The 23,429-nt window shown below is 63.5% G+C and carries 23 protein-coding genes; 8 read left to right on the top strand and 15 right to left on the bottom strand.

From position 1 onward, the window contains the following. Nucleotides 1–9 precede the first annotated feature (9 nt). From tsaE to ATC00_RS02240, 8 genes are all read right to left on the bottom strand, one after another. A complete protein-coding gene (gene tsaE, locus ATC00_RS02275) occupies nucleotides 10–1,521 on the bottom strand; it encodes a tRNA (adenosine(37)-N6)-threonylcarbamoyltransferase complex ATPase subunit type 1 TsaE (RefSeq protein ID WP_064251834.1) in 1,512 nt (503 codons plus the stop codon). 7 nt (nucleotides 1,522–1,528) lie between these two features. After that, the gene (locus ATC00_RS02270; RefSeq protein ID WP_064251847.1) at nucleotides 1,529–4,006 is read right to left on the bottom strand and encodes a PAS domain-containing sensor histidine kinase; all 2,478 of its coding nucleotides are present in this window, start codon (nucleotides 4,004–4,006) and stop codon (nucleotides 1,529–1,531) included. Nucleotides 4,007–4,298: 292 nt separating this feature from the next. Further along, a complete protein-coding gene (gene ahcY / locus ATC00_RS02265; RefSeq protein WP_064251833.1) occupies nucleotides 4,299–5,699 on the bottom strand; it encodes an adenosylhomocysteinase in 1,401 nt (466 codons plus the stop codon). 198 nt (nucleotides 5,700–5,897) lie between these two features. Further along, nucleotides 5,898–6,188 carry an HPr family phosphocarrier protein gene (locus tag ATC00_RS02260; protein WP_014330408.1) on the bottom strand — a complete coding sequence of 97 codons (291 nt, stop codon included), beginning with the start codon at nucleotides 6,186–6,188 and terminating at the stop codon, nucleotides 5,898–5,900. Continuing rightward, entirely contained in the window at nucleotides 6,188–6,589 is a 402-nt protein-coding gene (locus ATC00_RS02255) for a PTS sugar transporter subunit IIA (protein WP_037390520.1), read from the bottom strand. The genes ATC00_RS02260 and ATC00_RS02255 overlap by 1 nt, the downstream gene beginning before the upstream one ends. A gap of 155 nt (nucleotides 6,590–6,744) precedes the next feature. Then, nucleotides 6,745–7,203, bottom strand: a complete 459-nt coding sequence (locus tag ATC00_RS02250; protein WP_064251832.1) for an HPr kinase/phosphorylase — start codon at nucleotides 7,201–7,203, stop codon at nucleotides 6,745–6,747. Beyond that, nucleotides 7,200–8,987, bottom strand: coding sequence for a sensor histidine kinase (locus tag ATC00_RS02245; protein ID WP_064251831.1), 1,788 nt, complete (start codon nucleotides 8,985–8,987; stop codon nucleotides 7,200–7,202). Before ATC00_RS02245 ends, ATC00_RS02250 begins: the two co-directional genes overlap by 4 nt. Nucleotides 8,988–9,282: 295 nt before the next feature. Further along, entirely contained in the window at nucleotides 9,283–10,008 is a 726-nt protein-coding gene (locus ATC00_RS02240) for a response regulator transcription factor (RefSeq protein ID WP_037390524.1), read from the bottom strand. Between the two features lie 334 nt (nucleotides 10,009–10,342). Between ATC00_RS02240 and ATC00_RS02235 the strand changes: the two genes are divergently transcribed. From ATC00_RS02235 to ATC00_RS02225, 3 genes are all read left to right on the top strand, one after another. Beyond that, nucleotides 10,343–11,953: a phosphoenolpyruvate carboxykinase gene (locus ATC00_RS02235; protein ID WP_064251830.1), complete on the top strand. Its 1,611-nt coding sequence runs from the start codon at nucleotides 10,343–10,345 to the stop codon at nucleotides 11,951–11,953. A 113-nt stretch (nucleotides 11,954–12,066) separates the two neighbouring features. Then, nucleotides 12,067–12,501, top strand: a complete 435-nt coding sequence (gene arfB / locus ATC00_RS02230) for an alternative ribosome rescue aminoacyl-tRNA hydrolase ArfB (RefSeq protein ID WP_064251829.1) — start codon at nucleotides 12,067–12,069, stop codon at nucleotides 12,499–12,501. A gap of 125 nt (nucleotides 12,502–12,626) precedes the next feature. Further along, on the top strand, nucleotides 12,627–13,238 hold the full coding sequence (locus ATC00_RS02225) for an alpha-ketoglutarate-dependent dioxygenase AlkB (RefSeq protein WP_064251828.1): 612 nt from the start codon (nucleotides 12,627–12,629) through the stop codon (nucleotides 13,236–13,238). Between the two features lie 154 nt (nucleotides 13,239–13,392). On the opposite strand, the gene coaA is transcribed toward ATC00_RS02225, so the two are convergent. The 7 genes from coaA to hisB are packed head-to-tail and all read right to left on the bottom strand — an operon-like array spanning nucleotide 13,393 to nucleotide 18,027. Beyond that, nucleotides 13,393–14,388, bottom strand: a complete 996-nt coding sequence (coaA, locus tag ATC00_RS02220) for a type I pantothenate kinase (protein ID WP_064251827.1) — start codon at nucleotides 14,386–14,388, stop codon at nucleotides 13,393–13,395. Next, on the bottom strand, nucleotides 14,385–14,708 hold the full coding sequence (locus ATC00_RS02215; protein WP_064251846.1) for a phosphoribosyl-ATP diphosphatase: 324 nt from the start codon (nucleotides 14,706–14,708) through the stop codon (nucleotides 14,385–14,387). The genes coaA and ATC00_RS02215 overlap by 4 nt, the downstream gene beginning before the upstream one ends. Nucleotides 14,709–14,719: 11 nt before the next feature. Continuing rightward, complete coding sequence (hisF, locus tag ATC00_RS02210) at nucleotides 14,720–15,496, bottom strand: imidazole glycerol phosphate synthase subunit HisF (protein ID WP_064251826.1); 777 nt, start codon at nucleotides 15,494–15,496, stop codon at nucleotides 14,720–14,722. A 4-nt stretch (nucleotides 15,497–15,500) separates the two neighbouring features. Then, nucleotides 15,501–16,238: a 1-(5-phosphoribosyl)-5-[(5-phosphoribosylamino)methylideneamino]imidazole-4-carboxamide isomerase gene (gene hisA / locus ATC00_RS02205; RefSeq protein ID WP_064251825.1), complete on the bottom strand. Its 738-nt coding sequence runs from the start codon at nucleotides 16,236–16,238 to the stop codon at nucleotides 15,501–15,503. Nucleotides 16,239–16,267: 29 nt separating this feature from the next. Next, nucleotides 16,268–16,918, bottom strand: coding sequence for an imidazole glycerol phosphate synthase subunit HisH (gene hisH / locus ATC00_RS02200; RefSeq protein ID WP_064251824.1), 651 nt, complete (start codon nucleotides 16,916–16,918; stop codon nucleotides 16,268–16,270). Then, a complete protein-coding gene (locus ATC00_RS02195) occupies nucleotides 16,918–17,394 on the bottom strand; it encodes a DUF2628 domain-containing protein (RefSeq protein WP_064251823.1) in 477 nt (158 codons plus the stop codon). The genes hisH and ATC00_RS02195 overlap by 1 nt, the downstream gene beginning before the upstream one ends. A gap of 24 nt (nucleotides 17,395–17,418) precedes the next feature. After that, a complete protein-coding gene (hisB, locus tag ATC00_RS02190; protein WP_037390535.1) occupies nucleotides 17,419–18,027 on the bottom strand; it encodes an imidazoleglycerol-phosphate dehydratase HisB in 609 nt (202 codons plus the stop codon). Between the two features lie 283 nt (nucleotides 18,028–18,310). On the opposite strand from hisB, the gene hslV reads away from it, so the two are divergent. The 5 genes from hslV to ATC00_RS02165 all read left to right on the top strand — a co-directional run bounded on the left by hslV (nucleotide 18,311) and on the right by ATC00_RS02165 (nucleotide 23,322). After that, complete coding sequence (hslV, locus tag ATC00_RS02185; RefSeq protein WP_052035645.1) at nucleotides 18,311–18,868, top strand: ATP-dependent protease subunit HslV; 558 nt, start codon at nucleotides 18,311–18,313, stop codon at nucleotides 18,866–18,868. Further along, nucleotides 18,858–19,379: a GNAT family N-acetyltransferase gene (locus ATC00_RS02180; RefSeq protein ID WP_064251822.1), complete on the top strand. Its 522-nt coding sequence runs from the start codon at nucleotides 18,858–18,860 to the stop codon at nucleotides 19,377–19,379. The genes hslV and ATC00_RS02180 overlap by 11 nt, the downstream gene beginning before the upstream one ends. After that, nucleotides 19,376–20,680: an ATP-dependent protease ATPase subunit HslU gene (gene hslU / locus ATC00_RS02175; protein ID WP_064251821.1), complete on the top strand. Its 1,305-nt coding sequence runs from the start codon at nucleotides 19,376–19,378 to the stop codon at nucleotides 20,678–20,680. Before ATC00_RS02180 ends, hslU begins: the two co-directional genes overlap by 4 nt. Nucleotides 20,681–20,869: 189 nt before the next feature. Further along, the gene (locus ATC00_RS02170) at nucleotides 20,870–21,820 is read left to right on the top strand and encodes a DUF1402 family protein (RefSeq protein WP_072642834.1); all 951 of its coding nucleotides are present in this window, start codon (nucleotides 20,870–20,872) and stop codon (nucleotides 21,818–21,820) included. A gap of 101 nt (nucleotides 21,821–21,921) precedes the next feature. After that, nucleotides 21,922–23,322, top strand: a complete 1,401-nt coding sequence (locus ATC00_RS02165) for a cytochrome P450 (RefSeq protein WP_064251844.1) — start codon at nucleotides 21,922–21,924, stop codon at nucleotides 23,320–23,322. The last annotated feature ends 107 nt before the right edge of the window (nucleotides 23,323–23,429 follow it).

Below are 23,429 nucleotides of genomic sequence, written 5' to 3'. Positions count from 1 at the left end.
GATTCCCTGTCAGTTGGCTGATTCGCTAGCCAGGATTCCAGCCTTAATGCACCAATCGCGCAAGGGTGTCAGCACTTCATGTGTCAGTGCATGTTGCAGATAGGTCAAGGTGCGTGGCATGTGCTTCAGATAACCGGGTTTGCCGTCGCGCTCTTTCAGCCGCACCCAGATGCCGGCGAGCTTGCAATTGCGCTGCGCCGCCATGATGTGCCAGTCACGCAGGAAGGACGTCTGGTCGAAGGCGCCGTGCAACTCGCGCTCGGCCCCATAGGCGCCGAGTAGCCGGTCGGCGAGTTCTGGACCGATCGTGACACGCGCATCCTGCACCAGCGAAGCGACGTCGTAAGCCGTCGGCCCGATCATCGCATCCTGGAAATCGATGATGCCGATGCGATCGAGACCCTCGCGCTCCGGCCGCCAAAGAATGTTGGGCGAATGGAAATCGCGGAGCAACAGGTTCCTTTCGGCCGAGCCGAGACCATCGATCAGCCGGTCCCAGATGGCGAAGTAGTCGTTCCGCTCGGCCTCGGAGGCAGCTAGTCCGCGTTTCCACGGCAGGTACCAGTCGATCAAGAGGCTCGTCTCGATCTTCATCGCCGTGCGGTCGAAGTCCGGAATATGGTGGACGATGCCGTCGGCAACCGCGATGTCACGCTCGGTCGGGGCGGCATGAAGGCGGGCAAGCAGTCGCGCGCCCTCCATGTACCGCTCTGCGACGGGCCGGCCGTCGGCGTCGAGAATACCCTGGGAGCCCAGATCCTCTATCAGTAGCAAGCCCTGGTCGAGATCGCGCGCGTAGATTGCCGGTGCCGCAAAGCCGCGCTTGCGCAACAGCGTCGAAATGGCGACGAAGGGAACGACGTCCTCGGCGATATAGGCGAGCTGCTGGTAGTATTTGCCGTCCTGGAGGATGGGGCCGGGCTTGTGCTTCGCCGCATCCATCAGGATTTTCGCCGGCTCACCGTCGGCTGTATGGATCCGCTCATAGGCCCGCACCGAGGCGTCGCCGCTCAGGTGCCGGCGCCTCGCGCCGGGATGGCCGACCTCGTTAAGAAAAGCCCGGATCGCGAGAGAGCGCGCTATCCGCTCGAGCGCCGCCTCCGGCCCGGTGAGGCGGACATGGCGCCCTTCATCTTCATGGGTGAAGGAGAGCGTGATCCGGTCCGTAGGCAGCGCCTCCTCGGCCTTCTCCGGCCATTCGACAAGACAGATGCCTTCCGACAGGGCCTCGTCGAAACCGAGCTCGTCGAGCTCGGAAGCGTCGGCGAGGCGGTATAGATCGAAATGGGCGACTGGAATACGCAGGTCGTAGCTCTGAACGAGCGTGAAGGTGGGACTCGGAACCTCGAGCGAAGCGTCGTGGGCCATTGCCCGCAGGAAAGCGCGTGCGAAGGTCGATTTCCCGGCGCCGAGATCGCCCGAAAGCCCGACGCAGTCGCCGGCCTTGAGCGCGAGTGCGAGGTCCTCGCCGAACTCGATCGTCGCGGCCTCGTCCTGCAGCAGGCGTTCGAAGGACTGCATCTCGTGTCTATTCCGCCGCGATGATCTTCGGCACGTCCGCGGAAGGAATACGGCAGGTGACTTCCGTCCCTTCGCCCTCCTTGCTGCGGATCGAGACGGTGCCGTTATGCAGGCTGACAAAGCTTTCGACGATCGACAGGCCCAGTCCGGCGCCGCCGCGCTGGCCATAGCTCTCGAAGCGATTGAACACGGTGTTGAGCACGTCCTGCGGGATGCCCGGTCCGGTGTCGGTAACGGAAAAGACGAAGTCGTTGCCTTCGCGCCGGCATTTGAGGTCGATGGTGCTGCCTTCGGGCGCGAAATTGGCGGCGTTCGTCAGGAGCTTGATGAAGACCTGCTTCAGGCGCTGCTGGTCGGCGGTGATGCGGCCGAGATTGTCGGGGGCGTCGATCCTCAGCGAAGCGCCGCTCTCGACCAGCCGTTCGGCCATCTGCTGAGCGATATCGTCGAGCAGGTCGATGAGGTTCACCTCGGACATGTCGAGCTCGACGATGCCGGCGTCCACCGTCGCAAGGTCGAGAATGTCGTTGACGATCGTCAGCAACAGCGAGGAGGAGGTGGCGATATGGTCGACATATTCCGCCTGGCGCCCGTTGAGCTCGCCGAAAGCAGGCGTCTTCAACAGGTCGGCAAAGCCGATGATGTTGGTCAGCGGTGAGCGCAGCTCGTAGGAGACGTGGTGGACGAAATCGTTCTTCAGCGCATCGGCCTTGCGCAGCGCGTCGTTCTTTTCGGTCAGCGCCCGCTCGACCCTGACGCTGTCGGTGATGTTGACGAAGGTCAGCATCGTTTGGGCGTTGGGGAGCGGAATGACGGCGTAGTCGAGGATCAGCCCGGTGCGCAATTCGAGGATGCCGCGGCTCGACGGTCGCTCGTCGTCGAAGCTGGTGATGATATGGGCAAAGCGCTTCCAGCCGTCCGGCTGGTCGTAGGAGGGAAGGCACGCCTGTTCGACGGAACGGATATGGGTTCCGGGCTTGGCTTCCGCCTCGCTGATGCCCCAGATCGCCCGGAAGGCCGGGTTGGACAGCCGGAGGCGGCCGTCGGGCCCGAAAACGGCGACGCCTTCGGCAAGATGGTCGATCGTTTCGCCCTGGACCTGGACGAGTGTGTTGTAGCGGGTTTCGAGATCGACCTTTTCCGTCAGGTTCTCGAAGACCCAGGTGGCGCCGCCCTGCGGCCGTGCGGTGGCGAAGACGCGGAGCGTCTGCCCATTCGGCAGGTGCCAGAGGTCGGACTGCGTGTCGAGCGCCTGGTAGACCGACAGCGCGTTCGCCTTCCATTGCTTCCAGTTGAGCGGCTCCGGCAGCTTGCCGCCGGCTCGCAGTCGGTCGAGCACTTCGCCATTGTCGGGCTTGCGCTCCAGAAAACCCATGTCCAGTTCCCAGAGACGCTGAAAAGCCTGGTTGTAAAACTGCAGGCGCTGGTTGCCGTCGAAGATTGCCACCGGCGTCGCCAGGTGGTCGAGCGTTTCGGCGTGGCTCTTCAGCGTCCGGGCCAGTTCCTCGCGCACCGCTTCGATGCCGGAAACGTCGATGGCGACGCCCGCCGAGCCGGCGGGGGTGCGGGCGTCGACCACGTCGAAGAAGGTCCGGTTGCCCTTGACGACGGTCGAGACCTTGTCGCGGTACGGCGTTTCCAAGGTCGAGACGGCGCGGATCTTTTCGCGCGCCGCCGTCGCCAGCAATTCACGTGCCTCGGCCGTGGCCGCCGCCGGGCTCCGCGCCTCGACCGCCTCGGCATAGGCCTCGTTCACCCATTCGAGCTTGCCGTCGGCGCCGCGCTGCCAGACCGGCAGGTCGATCGCATCGAGAAGCGTGCGGAATGTCGACAGCGAAGAATGCAACTGGTCGCGCTCGAGCTTCAGCTCGGCGAGCTCCGCCCTCAGATTGTTCAAGGCGATGAAGCGCACGAAGGCTCGGCCGCCGGAAACCCGGCCCTGTGCCTCCAGCACCTCGTTGCGCTGCGTCTCGAGCACCAGGTCGAAGCTTTGCGCCTGGGCGCGCAGGGCTTCGATCGCCTTTTCGAGCTGGCCTGCCGACTGCGGTCTGATCCAGCGCCCGAAGGCGAGAAAATCGCGGTCGTCCTGCGGCGCGCCGGTCTCGAGCGGAAGCTGCCCGAGGAATTCCGGCCGCTCCGCCAGCCCGTCCCAGACGACGATACGCCGGTTCTTGTCGGCAATCAGCGCCTGGAAACGGGAAATCCGCTGGTTGGCGTCCGAAAGGTCGGAGCGCAGGGCACGGTTCTCCGCTTCGATATTGCCGCGCTGGCGGATGAGCCAGATCGCTGAAAGCATCGCGGCGGAGATCACGCCGATCAGGACGGAAAAGGTTACTACCTCGGAGGTGCCGAAAATCGATCTGGCGACCGGAGCGGAAGCCTGGGCGGCCGCGTCGGTTGCCGCAAGAAGCGTCGTGCCGGCGAGAAGTCGCCGAACCAGTGCGGACGCCCTGCCGCCGAAAAATCTGGATTGTTCCGTCTTCATGGCGCCGTCCCCGTTGATCCGCAAAGTGCCGCCGACCTTGCGTCGCCATGCCCGAAACCCTGGAAGAGGGTTTGCGTCCGTTCCGATTGCATCCCCGGTCTGTCTCCGTCTGTTTGCCGCTGTCCGACAAGACATCCCCGCCCGCAACGCCTTCAGCCCCGTGGCGTCACGAATCAATGACTTAAACAATACTTCTTTGAAGATTCTCCGGAAAGTGCGGCGCCCAAAAAAGCGGCCGCGATCTCTTGTCAAGATCGCGGCCACAAGATGTTGTGGATTGCTCGGGTAAGGATTAGTACCGGTAGTGTTCGGCCTTGAACGGACCCTGCGGCTTCACGCCGATATAGCCGGCCTGCTCTTCCGAAAGCTCGGTCAGCTTGGCGCCGAGCTTGGCGAGATGCAGGCGGGCGACCTTCTCGTCGAGCTGCTTCGGCAGGATATAGACCTCGTTCTTGTAGTTGCCGCCCTTGGTGAAGAGCTCGATCTGCGCCAGCACCTGGTTGGAGAAGGAGGCCGACATCACGAAGGACGGATGGCCGGTGGCATTGCCGAGGTTCAGGAGGCGGCCTTCCGAAAGCAGGATCAGCCGGTTGCCCTTCGGGAACTCGATCAGGTCGACCTGCGGCTTGACGTTCGTCCATTTGAGGTTCCGGAGCGCGGAAACCTGGATCTCGTTGTCGAAGTGGCCGATATTGCCGACGATCGCCATGTCCTTCATCTCGCGCATGTGCTCGATGCGGATGACGTCCTTGTTGCCGGTGGTGGTGATGAAGATGTCGGCGGTCGAGACGACATCCTCGAGCTGCACCACTTCATAGCCGTCCATGGCGGCTTGCAGCGCGCAGATCGGGTCGATTTCGGTGACCTTGACGCGGGCGCCGGCGCCCTGCAGCGAGGCGGCCGAACCCTTGCCGACATCGCCATAGCCGCAGACGACGGCGACCTTGCCGGCCATCATCACGTCGGTGCCGCGGCGGATGCCGTCGACGAGCGATTCCTTGCAGCCGTACTTGTTGTCGAACTTCGACTTGGTGACGCTGTCATTGACGTTGATCGCCGGGAAGGGCAGCAGGCCCTTTGCCTGGAGCTGGTAGAGGCGGTTGACGCCGGTGGTCGTTTCTTCCGTCACGCCCTTGATGGCGTCGCGCTGCTTGGTGAACCAGCCGGGCGTTGCGGCAAGGCGCTTCTTGATCTGGGCGAAAAGGATTTCCTCCTCTTCCGAGCCGGGGTTCGAAAGCACGTTCTCGCCGGCTTCGGCGCGGGCGCCGAGCAGGATGTACATGGTGGCGTCGCCGCCATCGTCGAGGATCATGTTGGAGAAGCCGCCATCGGTCCACTGGAAGATCTTGTCCGTATAGGCCCAATATTCCTCCAGCGTCTCGCCCTTGACGGCGAAGACCGGAACGCCGCTTGCGGCGATCGCTGCTGCCGCATGGTCCTGCGTCGAGAAGATGTTGCAGGAGGCCCAGCGGACTTCCGCGCCAAGTGCTACGAGCGTCTCGATCAGCACGGCGGTCTGGATGGTCATGTGCAGCGAGCCGGTGATGCGCGCGCCCTTCAGCGGCTTCGATGCGCCGAACTCCTCGCGGCAGGCCATCAGGCCCGGCATTTCCGTTTCAGCGATGGCGATTTCCTTACGGCCGAAGTCGGCAAGCCCGATGTCGGCGACAATATAGTCCTGAGTGGCGGTCATGGAGTTCTCCAGGCTGGATCTCTTGGGCCGCGTCGGTCCTCGTCGAGTCCGGCGGCAGACGATGCCTCCCGGGCATGCAATGCATCGGGAGAGTGAGCCCGGTCTATCAGGAATCGCCGGATAGGGCAACCGCCATATAAAGAGGTCTTTATATCTTTATATAATCGGGAGGATGCATGCTCGCGCCGCGGCAGCGGCTCACATTTCCTCGCCGAACTTGTCGCGCACCAGGGCGTCGAGGGCGTTGAGCGCCTCCTCGGCCTGGTTGCCGCTGGCGGTGACGAAGACCGTGCAGCCGGTGCTGGCCGCCAGCATCATCAGTCCCATGATCGAGGTTCCGCCGACGGTCATCCCGTCTTTTGAGACGGTGATCTCGGCATCGTAGGCTTCGACCGTCTGCACGAACTTCGCCGAGGCCCGCGCATGCAGGCCGCGCTTGTTGATGATCAGCAGTTCGCGCGTCAGCGCCGTGTCGGAGAGGTGGTCCATTATTTTCCGCTCAGGACGCGGCTGGCGACGTTGATGTATTTGCGCCCCGCCTCGGAAGCCTCGATGAGAGCCTTGTCCATGTCGCTTTCGCCGCGGACGCCGGCAAGCTTGATCAGCATCGGCAGGTTGACGCCGGCGATCACTTCGACGATGCCGCTGCGCATCACAGAAATGGCGAGGTTGGAGGGCGTGCCGCCGAACATGTCGGTCAGGATGATGACGCCGTTGCCTTCGTCGGCACTTTCGACGGCGTCGAGAATGTCCTGACGCCGCTGGTCCATGTCGTCCTCGGGGCCAATGCACACCGTCTCGATAGCTCTTTGCGGACCGACGACATGCTCCAAAGCAAGCCGAAACTCATCCGCCAGCTTGCCATGAGTGACAAGCACAAGTCCGATCATGGGTATCTTTGCTCCAACTGCAGTGCAACTCGTCGATGGTCAGATATCGCAATGCAGCAATTTCGTCCACCTGTTGGGGCGGCCATCTTGGCAAGGAAAAGGCGAAGTGCAAGCCAAAAATGCCGAAAAAGCAGCCGAGCTGCCTCTCAATAAGGCTAAAGGCCTAGTTTTTCAGGCAGCAACGCCATCAGCGCATCGACCGGCGAAAGCAAAGATTCAACGGGAAGACGCAGCATCGGCAGGTTTCGCCCGAGCTCCAGCTTCAGTTCCTCCTGCTCCGGCGGCAGGCGCGGATCGAAAGGCGCGCGCACTGGCATAATTGCCCAGTCTAGGATGCAGGCGGGGAGGGTTTCGACCTCCGCTATGCCGCTGCCGCGGATCTCGATGAGGCCGCGGATGGTCGGCGGGCAGCGCGCCACGATCCGCCCGTTCGCGAGCGTCAGCTCCACCCGGTCGTCGGCAACCAGTGCCGCGAAGCGCCCACGGCGCTTGACTTCGGAGATGCAGGCGAGCGCCAGGGCCGACTTGCCGGACCCGGACGGGCCGGTGATGAGGAAGCCGGTGGTACCGAGCACGATCGCGGTGCCGTGGATGTTGCGGTGCAGCGCACTCACGCGTGCGGCTCGGCGGGGAGCGAAAGGATGAAGCAGGCGCCGGTCACCTCGCCGCCCTTGCCGACGATGTTTTCCGCCTTGAGCGTGCCGCCATGCGCTTCAGCGATCTGCCGGGAAATCGACAAGCCGAGGCCGGAATTCTGGCCGAAATCCTCGGCTTCTGGCCGGTCCGTGTAGAAGCGCTCGAAGATCCGGTCGATGTCCTCCGCCTGGATGCCGGGGCCGTTGTCCTCGACATAGACGAGGCAGCGCGACCGCGAACGGGTGAGCCGCAGGATGATCCGGCCGTTCGGTTCGGGCACGAAGGAGCGGGCGTTCTCGATAAGGTTGGTGATGATCTGTCCGATGCGCAGCTCGTAGCCGCTGACGATGAAGTTCGCCTTCGGATTGTCCTTGCGGTCGACAACGAGATCGAAGAGCACGGCCTTCTTCTTGCCGCGGATCTGCCGGGAAATATCGACGAGGTCACCGAGCAGCTTTTCCAGGTCGATCTTCTTCGCGTCGCTGCGCGCCAGTTCGGCATCGAGCCGCGAGGCGTCGGAGATGTCGCTGATCAGCCGGTCGAGGCGCCGGACGTCGTGCTGGATGATGTCGAGCAGCCGCTTCTTCGAGTCCTCGTTGCGCGCCAGCGGCAGGGTCTCGACGGCGCTCCTGAGCGAGGTGAGCGGATTCTTGAGCTCGTGGCTTACATCGGCGGCGAAGTTCTCGATCGCTGCGATACGGTCGTAGAGCGCCGTCGTCATTTCCCGCAGCGCCACCGAGAGGTTGCCGATTTCATCCTGGCGGGAGGAGAAGTCGGGGATTTCCTCGCGCTCCTTGGCACCGCCGCGACGCACGCGGATGGCGGCGGCCGAAAGCCGCCTGAGCGGGTTGGCGATCGTCGATGACAGGAGCAGCGACAGGATAACGTTGACCAGCGCCGCAACGCCGAAGACGCGGATGATCGCCAGGCGTTCGGCATGGACGATCTTGTCGATGTCGCCCGCCTGGGTGGAGAGCAGCAGCACGCCGAGCACGGCGCGGAAACGCTGCACCGGTACTGCTACGGATACGATCAGCTCGCCCTTCTCGGTGACCCGAACCACCGCGCCGCGCACTCCGGTCAGCGCGTTCATCACCTCCGGATAGATCGAGCCGTTGCCGCCCGGCGGCTCCTTGTAGAGCGGCAGGTCGCCCGGCTGCAGCAGTCGGTTGAACCAGGTGCTGAACTTCTCCGAAAAGCTCGATGTTTCCGGATCGACCGGCGGAAGATCGAAGCGGAGCACCTGGCCGCCGCTATAGAGGTGACGCGAATCGAGCAGAAGATCGGCGTCGGCATCGAACAGACGGGCGCGCGTCCGCGTCGGCGAGATCAGCCGTCTGAGGACCGGCGCGACCCGCTCCTGGATGATCGGAAATTCGAGATCCTCGTCGCTCGGCAGCGGGGTTATGCTCTCGCCGGCCTGCAGTTCGAGCAGCTTTTGCGGATCAATGGTGATCGAGTTCGTGTCGACCGACGCCGAAGCGGAGATGGCGCCGGCGATGATTTCACCCTGGGTCAGCAGGCTTTCCACGCGGGCGTCGATCAGGCCCTCGCGGAACTGGTTCAGATACATGATGCCGCCGACCAGAACGACGAGTGCGACGAGGTTGAAGAAGACGATGCGCCGCGTCAGGCTGGAGAAGACCGCATTGCCGAACAGCCGCCGGATCAGCGTGAAAGGATGCGCCCACCGGCGCTTCCCGCGTAGCGCCGACGACCGCCCGTCCGAATCTTCGATCTCGCCCTGTAAGACTTCTACCAAGTCTTCTTGCTCCCACGGCGAATGGCGCCGCCCGTTTCGTTTGCGGGGCCGGCCAGGGCCGACCTGCCGCCCTTCACCACATCCCCGGCCGTCCGCCCGCCGCTGCCGCGATCGGGGGCGCCCAAGGTTCGGCATGAGGTCAGGCATCTGGCGGCAAAACCCGCGGCCCTGGCGGAAATGGTCGCTACTCGCGAATCAGAACCGCCTCAGACGGCTGGTCGCGATCCACGACCGCGTTCGGCCGCCGCGCCCGGTTCTCAATGATCCACATTTGGCGCGAAGGCAAGCCCCGCCCTCAGGCGGTCTCCCTGAAGCGATAGCCGACGCCGTAGAGCGTCTCGATCATATCGAAGTCGCCGTCGACCATCTTGAACTTCTTGCGAAGCCGCTTGATGTGGCTGTCGATCGTCCGGTCGTCGACATAGACCTGTTCGTCATACGCAGCATCCATCAGCGCGTCGCGGCTCTTCACGACGCCGGGACGTTGCGCCAGCGAATGCAGGATGAGAAATTCGGTGACGGTCAGCGTGACCGGCTCGCTCTTCCAGGTGCAGGTGTGCCGCTCCTGGTCCATCACCAGCTGTCCGCGCTCCAGCGACCGCGACGGCGCGTCGGCGCTCTTGGCGAGGCCAACAGCCCCGGCGGCGGCGGCGTCGCGGGCCGGTGCGCGGCGCAGGATCGCCTTGACACGCTCGACCAGCAACCGCTGCGAGAAGGGTTTCGTGATGAAATCGTCGGCGCCCATCTTCAGGCCGAAGAGCTCGTCGATCTCCTCGTCCTTCGACGTCAGGAAGATCACCGGCAGGTCGGACTTCTGCCGGAGCCGCCGCAAGAGTTCCATGCCGTCCATGCGCGGCATCTTGATATCGAAGATCGCCAGGTGTGGCGGGCGCGCCACGAGGCCCTCGAGCGCGGAAGCGCCATCGGTATAGGTTTCGACCTTGTAGCCCTCGGCTTCAAGCGCGATGGATACCGATGTCAGGATGTTGCGGTCGTCATCGACAAGCGCGATGGTCTGCATCGTGTTTCAACTCCGTCTTTATGGGTCCGCCGCCGGCATCCGCTCTTCGAAGCGGCGGCCACCGCGAGTCACGGCTGCGTTACTTGAGTATAAAGGTGGAACAAATTGTGGCGAAGCGTAAAAAGCGCGGATCGACCTGGCCAGCGGAGGGTGTCTCGGATCGACATCTGCAAGTCGTGTTTCAACCGATTAAAAAATGCATATTTTTCTTTAAATCGATTAATATACTGATATCATTATTCTTTTAGGATCAGCTATCTTGTCTTCAGCAGACCGAGCCGGTATGTTCCGAAGAAATTCAACGCCATTGGCCAGAGACGAAGGAAGCTTGACCATGGAGCAACTCGGCACCCGCAACCCCTCGAACGGATTGGAAACGATCGGTTTTTCCGACCTCTCGGTCGTTCGTTACAACTTCGAGGCAGCGGAGCTTTATGAGGAAGCCCTTCGCCGCGGCGAGGCGCAGCTGACGTCCCATGGGGCGCTCTGTGCCCGCACCGGCCAGCACACCGGCCGCTCGCCCAAGGACAAATATGTCGTGCGCGATGCGGCGACCGCCGATCAGATCTGGTGGGACAACAACAGCGCCATCTCCCCGGAGAATTTCGAGCTCCTGCGCCAGGACATGCTGGCGCATGCCAAGGGCATGTCGCTCTATGTTCAGGATCTCGTCGGCGGTGCCGATGCCGGGAATGCTCTGCCGACGCGTGTCGTCACTGAATATGCCTGGCACTCGCTGTTCATCCGCAACCTCCTGATCCGTCCGGCGCGCGAAGTGCTGGCGACGTTCCTGCCGAAGCTGACGATCATCGATCTGCCGAGCTTCAAGGCCGATCCGGCCCGCCACGGCTGCCGCAGCGAGACGATCATTGCCTGCGACCTGACGAAGGGCCTCGTGCTGATCGGCGGCACGTCCTATGCCGGCGAGATGAAGAAATCTGTCTTCACCGTGCTCAACTACCTGCTGCCGAAGAAGAACGTCATGCCGATGCACTGCTCGGCGAATGTCGGCCCGGCCGGCGACACGGCGATCTTCTTCGGCCTCTCCGGCACCGGCAAGACGACGCTTTCGGCCGATCCGAACCGCACGCTGATCGGTGACGACGAGCATGGCTGGGGCGAAAAGGGCGTCTTCAATTTCGAAGGCGGCTGCTACGCCAAGGCGATCCGCCTGTCGGAAGCGGCCGAGCCGGAAATCTTCGCGACGACGCGACGCTTCGGCACGGTGATGGAAAACGTCGTCCTCGACGATCGGCGCGCACCCGACTTCGATAACGGCTCGCTGACGGAAAACACCCGCATCGCCTATCCGCTCGACTTCATTCCGAATGCCAGCGAAACCGGCACGGCGCCGCAACCGCGCACCATCATCATGCTGACGGCGGATGCCTTTGGCGTCCTGCCGCCGATCGCCAAGCTGACGCCGGAACAGGCCATGTACCACTTCCTGTCCGGCTACACCGCCAAGGTGGCGGGCACGGAAAAGGGCGTGACGGAGCCGGAAGCGACCTTCTCGACCTGCTTCGGCGCTCCCTTCATGCCGCGCCATCCGTCCGAATACGGCAATCTGCTCAAGGACCTGATCGCCAGGAATGGCGTCACCTGCTGGCTCGTCAACACCGGCTGGACCGGCGGCGCCTATGGCACCGGCAGCCGCATGCCGATCAAGGTGACCCGCGCCCTTCTTTCGGCCGCGCTCGACGGATCGCTGAACAGCGCCTCCTTCCGCACGGACGCGAATTTCGGCTTCGCGGTGCCGGTCTCGGTGCCTGGCGTCGACGACCGCATTCTCGACCCGCGTTCCACCTGGGCTGACGGTTCGGCCTATGATGCCCAGGCCCGCCGGCTGGTCGACATGTTCATCGCCAACTTCGCCAAGTTCGAGAGCCATGTCGACGGCAGCGTTCGCGATGCGGCTCCCGGCACCAGGCTCGCCGCCGAATAAGACTCTTGGCCATGATTCACGTGAAACCCGGTCCTTGTGGCCGGGTTTCGCGTTTTGTCTCCGAGCCGTTCTCAAACGCACAACTCTGTGCGATAGACCGGTAAGGAGCTAGCATGGCAAGCGAACCGCTTAACATCAGTGAAAACATCGTGATCGCCGGCTGGGAGCTGACGGAGCAATTCGTGCTGGCCGGCGGTCCGGGCGGCCAGAACGTCAACAAGGTGGCGACCGCCGTCCAGCTCTTCTTCAACATCCAGGCGTCGCCGTCGCTATCCGATCGCGTCAAGGCCAATGCCCTGAAGCTAGCCGGCCGCCGAGCCTCGAAGGACGGCGTGCTGATGATCGAGGCCAATCGCTTTCGCAGCCAGGAGCGCAACCGCGAGGACGCCCGCGAGCGGCTCAAGGAACTGATTCTGAAGGCGGCCGAACCGCCGCCACCGCCGCGCAAGAAGACCAAGCCGACGCGCGGTTCGATCGAGCGACGTCTGAAGGAGAAAACCGGCCGCGGCGAGATCAAGAAGCTGCGCGGCCGACCAGCCGGCGATTGAGCCCCGCCGCCGGTTCGTCGCTTTTCGGGTGGCTAGGGACGGCGCGGGCGCTACATCCAATCGAGCGCTTGTGGGCTTCCCGGCTGCATGAACGAGCCACGACATTGACCGATTGGATGCGAGCCATGCAGGTGCTGCCGAAAGGCGTCAGGCATATTCCCGGTTACCTCGACCGGTCGCGCCAGGAGGAGCTTGTAAAGGTCATCCGCGACGTGGTCGCCGCGGCACCGCTCTATGTTCCGGAAATGCCGAAAACCGGCAAGCCGATGGCGGTGCGTATGACCAATTGCGGATCGCTCGGTTGGGTCACCGACCGTGACGGCGGCTACCGCTACCAGCCGCATCATCCGGTCACCGGCGCGCCCTGGCCGCCGATTTCAGAATTCCTAATCGACATCTGGCGGGCGGTCGCGGCGAGCGACAAACAGCCCGAGGCATGTCTCGTCAACTTCTATTCCGCCGAAGCGCGGATGGGTTTGCATCAGGACCGCGACGAGCGCGATCTTGAAACGGCCGTCGTCTCTATTTCCCTGGGCGATAGCTGCCTTTTCCGCGTCGGCGGCCGGACACGCGGTGGCCAGACCACCTCGTTCAAGCTCGAAAGCGGCGACGTCGTCGTCCTCGGCGGCGAGGGACGGCTGGCCTTTCACGGCGTCGACCGCATCTATCCGAACACCTCGACGCTGCTGAAGAACGGTGGCCGCCTCAATCTGACGCTGCGGCGGGTTAACCTTTAAAGGCATACCCCTACCCACAGGTGGGAGGGGCTTCGTGCGCGCTGTGGCCGACTGCCACTTTCCCAAGCTTGGCCCTGCCGCAATGTTGCCGGAGAGGCGAAGTGGGTGCGGCTGATTAAGCCCCTCCCACCTGTGGGGAGGGGTCTTATACCGGTTACAGCTTCCTCAGGGCCACCGTCTGCGTCAGGTGGTTCGGCCCCTTCTGCAGGATGAGGTCGGCGCGCGGCCGAGTCGGCTGGATGTTCTGGTGCAGGTTCTTCAGGTTGATGTTGTGCCAGAGGCCCTCGGCGATCGCCCGCGCCGCGTCCTCGCTGATCGTCGAATAGCGATGGAAGAAGGATTGTGGGCTCTGGAAGGCCGTTTCGCGCAGCCGCATGAAACGGCTCACATACCAATTGTGGATCAGGCTTTCCTCGGCGTCGATATAGATCGAAAAATCGAAGAAGTCCGAGACCATCGGGACGATCTTGCCGTCGGCTGGCAGATCGCGTGACTGCAAGACGTTGATCCCCTCGAAGATCAGGATGTCCGGCCGGTCGATGACCTGGAATTGGTCGGGAATGACGTCATAGGTCAGGTGCGAATAGGTCGGCGCCTTGACGTTCGGCCGCCCGGCCTTGATCGCCGAGAGGAAACGCAGCAGCGCGCCGAGATCGTAGCTTTCCGGGAAGCCCTTGCGATCCATCATATTCTCCCGCTGCAGGATCGCATTCGGGTAGAGGAAGCCGTCGGTGGTGATCAGATCGACCTTCGGGCTCGAGGGCCAGCGCGCCAAGAGTTCGGCGAGGATACGGGCGGTGGTCGACTTGCCGACAGCGACGGAGCCGGCGATGCCGATGACGAAGGGCGTTTTCGTCTCGTCAGACATGCTGAGGAACCGCTTGCGCTGCTGGAAGAGGATCTGCGACGCTTCCACGTGCGCCGAGAGCAGCCGCGACAGCGACAGATAGATGCGGCGCACCTCGCCCAGATCCACCGGGTCGTTGAGCGAGCGCAACCGCTTGACCTCCTCGGCCGTCAATGTCAGCGGGGTATCGGCGCGAAAGCGCGACCATTCCTCGGCGGAAAAGACATGGTAGGGGGAAAACTCACCCCCCGTAAGATTGCCGGGAATGTCGGCCGATTCAAAATCTTTCGCGGCGATGCTCATGGATTCTGCCGGTTTGCCTTCTCCTGCAGGCCGGATTGGCTCGTCCGCCTGGCCAGTTCGCTCATCACATCCTGCAACGGGACGGCGGCGATATTCAATACGACCATAAGATGATAGAGGAGATCGGCGCTCTCATCGATCAGATTCTTGCGGTCGCCGGTGACCGCCGCGATCACCGTCTCGACCGCCTCCTCGCCGAGTTTCTTCGCCGCCTTCGGCTGCCCGGCCGCAACCAGCTTGGCCGTCCAGGACTCCTCCGGCGCCGCCTTGGCGCGCGTTGCGACGATCTGTTCGAGGTCGGTGAGGGTGAATTCGCTCATCCCGAAATCCTTCAATCGAGTCGCATGGCGATGCCGCGCTCGGCCATGTAGCGCTTCGCCTCGCCGATGCTGTAGGTGCCGAAGTGGAAGATGGAGGCGGCCAGCACCGCCGTCGCATGGCCGTCGCGGATGCCCTCCACCATGTGGTCGAGCGTCCCGACGCCGCCCGAGGCGATGACCGGCGCGCGCACCGCATCGGCGATGGCGCGCGTCAGCGCGATGTCGTAGCCGCTCTTGGTGCCGTCGCGGTCCATGGAGGTAAGCAGGATTTCGCCGGCACCGAGGTCAACGACCTTTCTGGCGAATTCGATCGCGTCGATGCCGGTCGGTTGCCGCCCGCCATGGGTGAAGATCTCCCAGCGGTCTGCTTCGCCCGCGGTCGAGACCTTCTTCGCGTCGATGGCGACGACGATGCACTGGTTGCCGAACTTGTCGGCGGCTTCTGCGACGAAATCCGGGTTCTTCACGGCGGCTGTATTGATCGAGACCTTGTCGGCGCCGGCCAAGAGCAGCTTGCGGATATCCGCCACCTGGCGCACGCCGCCACCGACGGTGAGCGGCATGAAGCATTGCTCGGCGGTGCGGGCGACGACGTCGAAGATCGTCTCGCGATTGTCCGACGAGGCGGTGATGTCGAGGAAGCAGAGCTCGTCGGCGCCGGCGGCGTCATAGGCCTTTGCCGCCTCCACCGGATCGCCGGCGTCGATGAGGTCGACGAAATTGACGCCCTTGACGACGCGGCCGTCCTTGACGTCGAGACAGGGGATTACGCGGGCCTTGAGGGTCATCTGTTCATGCCTTTCGCGCGGCGCGGATCAAGTCCAGCGCTTCCTTCGGATCGATCCGCCCGTCATAGAGCGCCCGGCCGGAGATCGCCCCTTCGAGCTTTGCAGCATCCGACTGGGTCAGCCGGCGGATATCGTCCATCGAGGCGAGACCGCCCGAGGCGATGACCGGAATGGAAACCGCGTTGGCGAGTTCCAGGGTCGAATCCCAGTTGATGCCGGTCAGGATGCCGTCGCGGTCGATGTCGGTATAGATGATCGCCGAAACGCCGGCGCCTTCGAACTTCTTCGCAAGCTCGATCACGCCGAGTTCGGAGGCCTCCGCCCAGCCTTCGACCGCCACCTTGCCGCCCTTGGCGTCGATGCCGACCGCCACCCGGCCGGGGAACTTGCGGCAGGCCTCGACCACCAGCGCCGGATCGCGCACAGCGACGGTGCCGAGAATGACGCGCTTCAGTCCGCGCGAAAGCCAGTTCTCGATATGCGCGAGCGTGCGGATGCCGCCGCCGAGCTGCACCGGATTCCGGGTCGCCTTGAGGATGGCGTCGACCGCTGCACCATTCACCGTTTCGCCGGCAAAGGCGCCGTTCAGGTCGACGACATGCAGCCATTCGAAGCCCTGTTCCTCGAAGGCGCGTGCCTGGGCGGCGGGATCAGGGTTGTAGACGGTTGCCTGGTCCATGTCGCCGAGCTTCAGGCGCACGCATTGGCCGTCCTTGAGGTCGATCGCGGGAAAGAGAATCATTTGGTTCGTCCGATCAGGTGGCGGGAGCCTCAGGGCTTCCAACGCAGGAAATTCGAGATGAGGGCGAGGCCGAGGGTCTGGCTCTTTTCCGGGTGGAACTGCGCACCGGCCCGGTTGCCGCTTGCGACGAAGGCCGTCACCGGCCCGCCATACTCCGTCTCGGCGATGACGTGCTCGGAATTTTCCGCAGCGAGGTGATAGGAATGCACGAAATAGGCGTGCAGCCCTGTCTCGCCGGTCGCAATGCCCTCGAAGAGCGCGTGCGGCCGGTTGAGCCTGAGCGTGTTCCAGCCGATTTGCGGGATCTTCAGCGACGCGTCCGCGGGCGTCATCTCCACGACATCGCCGGGAATCCAGCCGAACCCTTCAGTTATCGTCTTTTCGAGGCCGCGCGAGGACATCAGCTGCATGCCGACGCAGATGCCTAGGAAGGGGCGTCCGGCCGCTTCGACCGCATGCTTGAGTGCCTCTTCCATTCCGGCGACGGCGTCAAGGCCGCGGCGGCAATCGGCAAAGGCGCCGACGCCCGGCAGCACGATGCGGTCGGCCGAGGCCACCCGTTCCGGCCTGTCGGTCAGGTCGATTTCCGCGTCGATGCCGGCTTCGCGCGCCGCCCGCTCGAAGGCTTTCGTTGCCGAGCGCAGATTGCCCGATCCGTAGTCAATGATGGCAACCCGCATCAGCGCTCTCCATAGGATTCAAAGAAGCCCAGGCCGGCGGCGCTTTCCGGCCGTCCGGAGCTCGACCAGTCAATCGACTGCAACGGAGTTGCGCTTCGGTGGTGTGGCGTCGCCGTCGCGTTCGAGAAATAGATCTCCTCGGCCGTCTCGATATTGCGGGCCGGAACGATCGAACGAAGCGTCCAATCCCGTGCCGCGAGCGTCCGGGCGATGAAAAGCGGCCCTTCGAGCGATACCAGCAGACTGAGCGCCAGTTGCATGATCAGCGCGGCGATAAATCCGCCCGGTGCTTCCGTCAGAACGATCAGCAGTATTTGCAGAACGGCAACGGCCATTCCGACGAGCCAGGCGCGCTTGGCGATCAGCCAGAGGGCAGGGAAGAAGAACGCGGTCCAGGAAAAGCCGTCGGCGATGAACCGCGCCCTTTCGTCGTCGGCCGCAGCGCCGGGCGGAGTCATGATCAGATAGGAGGCCATTCTCTTCAGCCAGTCTTGGCCGGCTCAGGCGAGCGTGCCCTTCGTCGAGGGAACGCGTCCAGCCTGGCGCGGGTCGATTTCGGTTGCCGTGCGCAGCACGCGGGCGACGGATTTGAAGCAGGTCTCGGCGATGTGATGGTTGTTGGCGCCATAGATGTTCTGCACATGCAGCGTGATGCCGGCATGCTGGGCGAGCGCCTGGAAAAATTCGCGCACCAGCTCGGTGTCGAAGGTGCCGATCTTCGGCGAGGTGAAGGTCACGTTCCAGACGAGAAACGGCCGGCCGGAAACGTCGACGGCGGCGCGCGTCATCGTCTCGTCCATGGCGAGATCGAGCGAGGCATAGCGGGTGATGCCCCGGCGATCCCCGAGCGCCCTGGCGATCGCCTGGCCGATGGCAATGCCGGTATCCTCGACCGTGTGGTGATCGTCGACATGCAGGTCGCCCTCCGTCTTGATCTCCATGTCGATCAGCGAATGGCGCGCGAGCTGGTCGAGCATGTGATCGAAGAAGCCGACGCCGGTCGCAATCTTCGACACGCCCGTGCCGTCGATATTGACCGAGACGGACACGGCCGTTTCATTCGTCTTTCGCGAAACCTGGCCGGTACGGCTCAGCGTCACGTCTGCCATCAGGCTCTCCTGTCTGCACTCGATAGATCGGCGCGGGCGGCAGAGCCTTCCGCCGCCCGGTCCGTTCCAGAGCCGCTCCATATCAGGCGGGGCGCGAAATATCCAGAACTGCGACGGAGATTCGATTGGCGCCGGCAGCAGGCGCGATCCGCATCAAAAGGAGGGGATGCCGGTGATTTCTCCTGCCCATTTGCAATCGCGTGGAGCCGACTTACATAGGCCTCAAGCAACCAGGTTCTTCTTGAGCCGCAACGCCTCGCCTCCGGGGCCGACAGGTATTTTGATGAGCGAACACAATCCCTACGGAACGATGCATGCCACCACCATCATCACGGTGCGCAAGGACGGCAAGGTGGTGATGGCGGGCGACGGCCAGGTGAGCCTCGGCCAGACGGTGATGAAGGGCAATGCGCGCAAGATCCGGCGCCTCTCGAAGGGCGACGTGATCGCCGGCTTTGCCGGCGCGACGGCGGATGCCTTCACGCTTCTGGAGCGGCTCGAGGCGAAGCTCGAACAATATCCCGACCAGCTGATGCGCGCCGCCGTCGAACTCGCCAAGGATTGGCGCACCAACAAGTATCTGCGCAATCTCGAGGCGATGATGCTGGTCGCCGACAAGTCGGTGACGTTGGCGATCACCGGCAATGGCGACGTGCTGGAGCCGGAGCACGGAACGATCGCCATCGGCTCCGGCGGAAATTTTGCCTATGCGGCGGCGCGCGCCCTGATGGACAGCGACAAGTCGGCCGAGGAGATCGCCCGGCGCGCCCTCCAGATCGCTGGAGACATCTGCGTCTATACCAACCACAATGTGGTCATGGAGACGCTGGATGCCGACTGACTGGGCAGAGGTCAGCTTCGAGCCGGTGGCCGAGCGCCACCTGCCGATGCTCTTTGCCTGGCTTTCGGAGCCGCATGTCCGACAATGGTGGGGCGACCCGGAGGTGGAATTGGGGCTGATCCGCGAGGGTTGCGCCACCGGAGAGGTCGACGGCTTTATCTTCCGCTTGAGCGGCGAACCGGCCGGTTACATCCAGTCCTGGATCCCCTCGCAATATGACGAGGAACCCTGGGCGAGGGGCCTGTCGTCCGACACGCCCGGTGTCGATATCTTCATCGGGCGGCCTGAAATGACCGGCAAGGGCGTCGCGGCTCTCGCGCTCAAGGCCTTCGCCGGAAGACTGTTCGAAAAGGGCGCCGCCCGCATCGTCATCGATCCGGATGCCGGCAACCGCCGAGCGGTCAGAGCCTATGCGAAGGCCGGTTTCGTGCCCTTCGCCGAATGGATAGACGAGTCCGGTCGCACCCTGCTGATGGAACTGACGCGGACCGAGTTTGAGAGGACTTCATGACCAATTTTTCCCCCCGAGAGATCGTTTCCGAGCTCGACCGCTACATCATCGGCCAGAAGGACGCGAAGCGCGCCGTCGCCATTGCCTTGCGCAATCGCTGGCGCCGCCAGCAGCTCAGCGACGAGCTGCGCGACGAGGTGATGCCGAAGAACATCCTGATGATCGGCCCGACCGGCGTCGGCAAGACGGAGATTTCCCGCCGCCTCGCCAAGCTTGCCGGCGCGCCCTTCGTCAAGGTGGAGGCCACCAAGTTCACCGAGGTCGGCTATGTCGGGCGTGACGTCGAACAGATCGTCCGAGATCTCGTCGAGGTCGGCATTACGTTGGTGCGCGAGAAGAAGCGCGCCGAGGTCAAGGCGAAGGCGCATCAGAATGCCGAGGAGCGCGTGCTTGACGCGCTGGTCGGCACGACGGCGTCGCCGGCGACCCGCGATTCCTTCCGCAAGAAGCTGAGGGCAAACGAGCTCGACGACAAGGAGATCGAGATCGACGTGGCCGAAACCGGCGCGCCGGGCGGCTTCGAGATCCCCGGCATGCCCGGCGCCAATATCGGCGTGCTGAACCTTTCCGAAATGTTCGGGAAGGCGCTCGGCGGCAGGACCAAGAAAATCAAGACGACGGTCAAGGATTCCTATGACCTTCTAGTCAACGACGAATCCGACAAGCTGCTCGACAACGAACAGATCCAGCGCGAGGCGATGGCGGCGGCGGAAAACGACGGCATCGTCTTCCTTGACGAGATCGACAAGATCGCCGCCCGCGACGGCGGCATCGGTGCCGGCGTGTCGCGCGAAGGCGTCCAGCGGGATCTGTTGCCGCTGGTCGAAGGCACGACCGTTGCGACGAAATACGGGCCGGTGAAGACCGATCACATCCTCTTCATCGCCTCCGGCGCCTTCCACGTGTCGAAGCCGTCGGACCTGCTGCCCGAGCTGCAGGGCCGCCTGCCGATCCGAGTCGAGTTGCGGGCGCTCACCAAGGAGGATTTTCGCCGCATCCTGACGGAGACCGAGGCGAGCCTCATCCGCCAGTACAAGGCGCTGCTGGAGACCGAAGGCGTGGTGCTCGACTTCACCGAGGATGCGATCGATGCGCTCGCGGAGGTTGCCGTGCAGCTCAACGCCAATGTCGAGAACATCGGCGCCCGCCGCCTGCAGACGGTTATGGAACGCGTCCTCGACGAGATTTCCTTCAACGCGCCCGATCGCGGCGGCGACACGCTGATGATCGACGCCGACTATGTCCGCAAGCATGTCGGCGATCTCGCCGCCAATACGGACCTCTCGCGCTACATTCTGTGACGCTGGCGCTGCAGTCGGCGCCAAATCGTACCGATCACCGCCTTGTGGGGCGCCTGTCACTCGACAGGCGCCCTCATTTTATCTAGAGCGATCAGTGATCGGTCGAAACGGGGCATGATTCCGACATGATTCTGCCCTAGGGGCCGCGCCCGGACGAATCGGGACCCGAGTTTCACAGGAAAATTGATCGTGCGTCTGACCGCCTGCCTGCTTCTTATCGCCACGCTTTGCCTCTCCGCGGTGCAACCGGCCGCGGCCGAGAATCGCGTGGTTCCGGAAGGAAACCGGCACGTCGAGCAGCCGCGCGTTCCAGGCGCTTCGCTTCGCCGCACCAAAGCAGGCCGGACCTCCTTCGACGCCAAATACGAGAAGGTGCGTGAGCTGCTCGCCAATGACCGTAAACTCGTGGCAAAGATCAAGTCGACCGCCGCCGCCTATGGCATCGCACCGATCCACATGATCGGCGCTATCGTCGGCGAGCACACTTATAATGTCGACGCCTATGACCGGCTGCAGGCCTATTACGTCAAGGCGGCCGCCTATGCGGGCAACAGCTTCCACTTCGGTTATGACGGCGAATCCGTCGATGAATTCGTCAAGCGTCCGCAATTTGCCGACTGCACCGGCGAGAATTCATCCTATGCGCTGTGGAGCTGCCGCGAGCGGGTCTGGGAGAGAGAGTTCCGCGGTCGCACCGTCGGCGGCCAGACCTTCCCGAACAACCGCTTCAGCGCCGTCTTCTTCCAGCCCTTCTTCGCCGGCCAGACCTTCGGTCTCGGCCAGATCAATCCGCTGACGGCCCTGATGTTGACCGACATGGTGTCGCGCGTCTCCGGCTATGATCGTCTCGACGAGAACAATGCCGGCGCCGTCTATGAGGCGATCATGGATCCGGACGTCTCGCTTGCCTATATGGCCGCCTCGATCCGCCATGCGATCGACGCCTACCGCTCGATCGCCGGCATGGACATTTCCCACAATCCCGGCCTGACGGCCACGCTCTACAATGTCGGCAGCCCGGACGAGCGCGCCGCCGCGCTCGCGGCGAAGAACGCGGGCGGCGAGGTCCACTGGCCGGAGGAGAACTACTACGGCTGGCTGGTCAACGACAAGCTCGCCGAGCTCGAGGCCTTGCTCTGATCACGGGTGGATCCAGCCAGTTTCCGGCTGCTTCACGTGAATCATCTTCTTGATTGCGCCGTAAAAACCTGAAACGGTAGGTCGTCAGGAAAGGCATGATCATGGACACGCGACCGGAGCCGTTCGAGCCGCCCGCGCCCGTCCCGCGCACCCACATTCCTTCGCGGCTCGAGATCATCCGCACGGTGCTGCGCAACCCGCTGGAGCTCTGGGGTGAGCCCTCCTATACGCTCCCCTGGATCGAGACGAAGTTCATGAATCAGCGGAACCTGATCGTCAATGATCCGGGGCTCATCCGCTACATCCTTGTCGAGAACGCTTCCAACTATGAGATGTCGAAGGTTCGGCGATTGATCCTTCGCCCCATCCTTCGCGATGGCCTATTGACGGCCGAGGGCGAGGTGTGGAAACGGTCGCGCAAGGCGATGGCGCCGGTGTTCACGCCGCGCCATGCGAAAGGCTTTGCCGGCCAGATGCTAACTGTCTCGGAGCATTTCGGGGAGCGCTACCAGCGTGCCGCCTCGGAGCCATTCGTCACCAACATTGCCACGGATATGACGGAGCTCACTTTCGAGATTTTGACCGAGACGCTCTTCTCCAGCGAGATCGCCGTCGAGAAAGAGGGTTTTGCCGCCAATGTCGAGGAACTGCTGCAGCGGATGGGCCGAGTCGACCCGATGGATCTTCTCGTGGCACCCCCATGGGTGCCGCGTCTCACCCGGATCGGCGGCCGGAAAGTACTCGATCGCTTTCGCGGCGTCGTCGCCGCAACGATGGCAGAGCGCCGACGGCGCATGGCGGCCGAGCCCGACAAGGTTCCGAACGATTTCCTGACGCTGCTCCTGCAACTCGAAGGACCCGAGGGACTTTCGACGTCGGAGATCGAGGACAACATCCTGACCTTCATCGGCGCCGGCCACGAGACGACGGCCCGGGCGCTCGCCTGGTGCCTCTATTGCATCGCCAACATGCCGGCCTATCGCGAGACGATGGAAAAGGAGATCGACACGGTTCTGGCAACCGGCGCCGAGCCGATCGAGTGGCTCGAACGGATGCCGCATGTGCTCGCCGCCTTCGAGGAGGCGCTGCGCCTCTATCCGCCTGCCCCCTCGATTAACCGGGCCGCGATCGAGGCGGACGAGTGGACGTCGCCGGAAGGCGAGCGCGTGCCGATCCGCAAGGGCATATCAGTGCTGATTATGCCCTGGACGCTGCATCGCCATGTGCTCTACTGGCAGAAGCCGCGCGCCTTCATGCCCGAGCGCTTCCTCCCTGAAAACCGCGATAAGATCAATCGCTTCCAGTATCTCCCCTTCGGCGCGGGTCCGCGCATCTGCATCGGCGCGACCTTTGCGTTGCAGGAGGCGGTGATCGCCCTTGCCGTCCTGATGCACCGCTTCCGCTTCGACCTGACCGAGGCGACGCATCCCTGGCCGGTGCAGAGGCTGACGACCCAGCCGAAAGGCGGCCTGCCGATGAAGGTTTTGCTGCGGGCGAAGTAGCCCTCCTCCGGTGTCCACATTGTACCGCCGTAGCATCGGACCTGATCCGACGCGCAAAGGTCGCCGTCATGCGATGGTCTTTCGCCAAAATATGCCCTATTACCAAG

It is taken from the genome of Sinorhizobium americanum (genome assembly GCF_001651855.1).
GTDB lineage: Bacteria > Pseudomonadota > Alphaproteobacteria > Rhizobiales > Rhizobiaceae > Sinorhizobium > Sinorhizobium americanum.
Note: the sequence above shows the minus strand (reverse complement) of the source record. Positions and strands in the feature narration are given on the sequence as shown.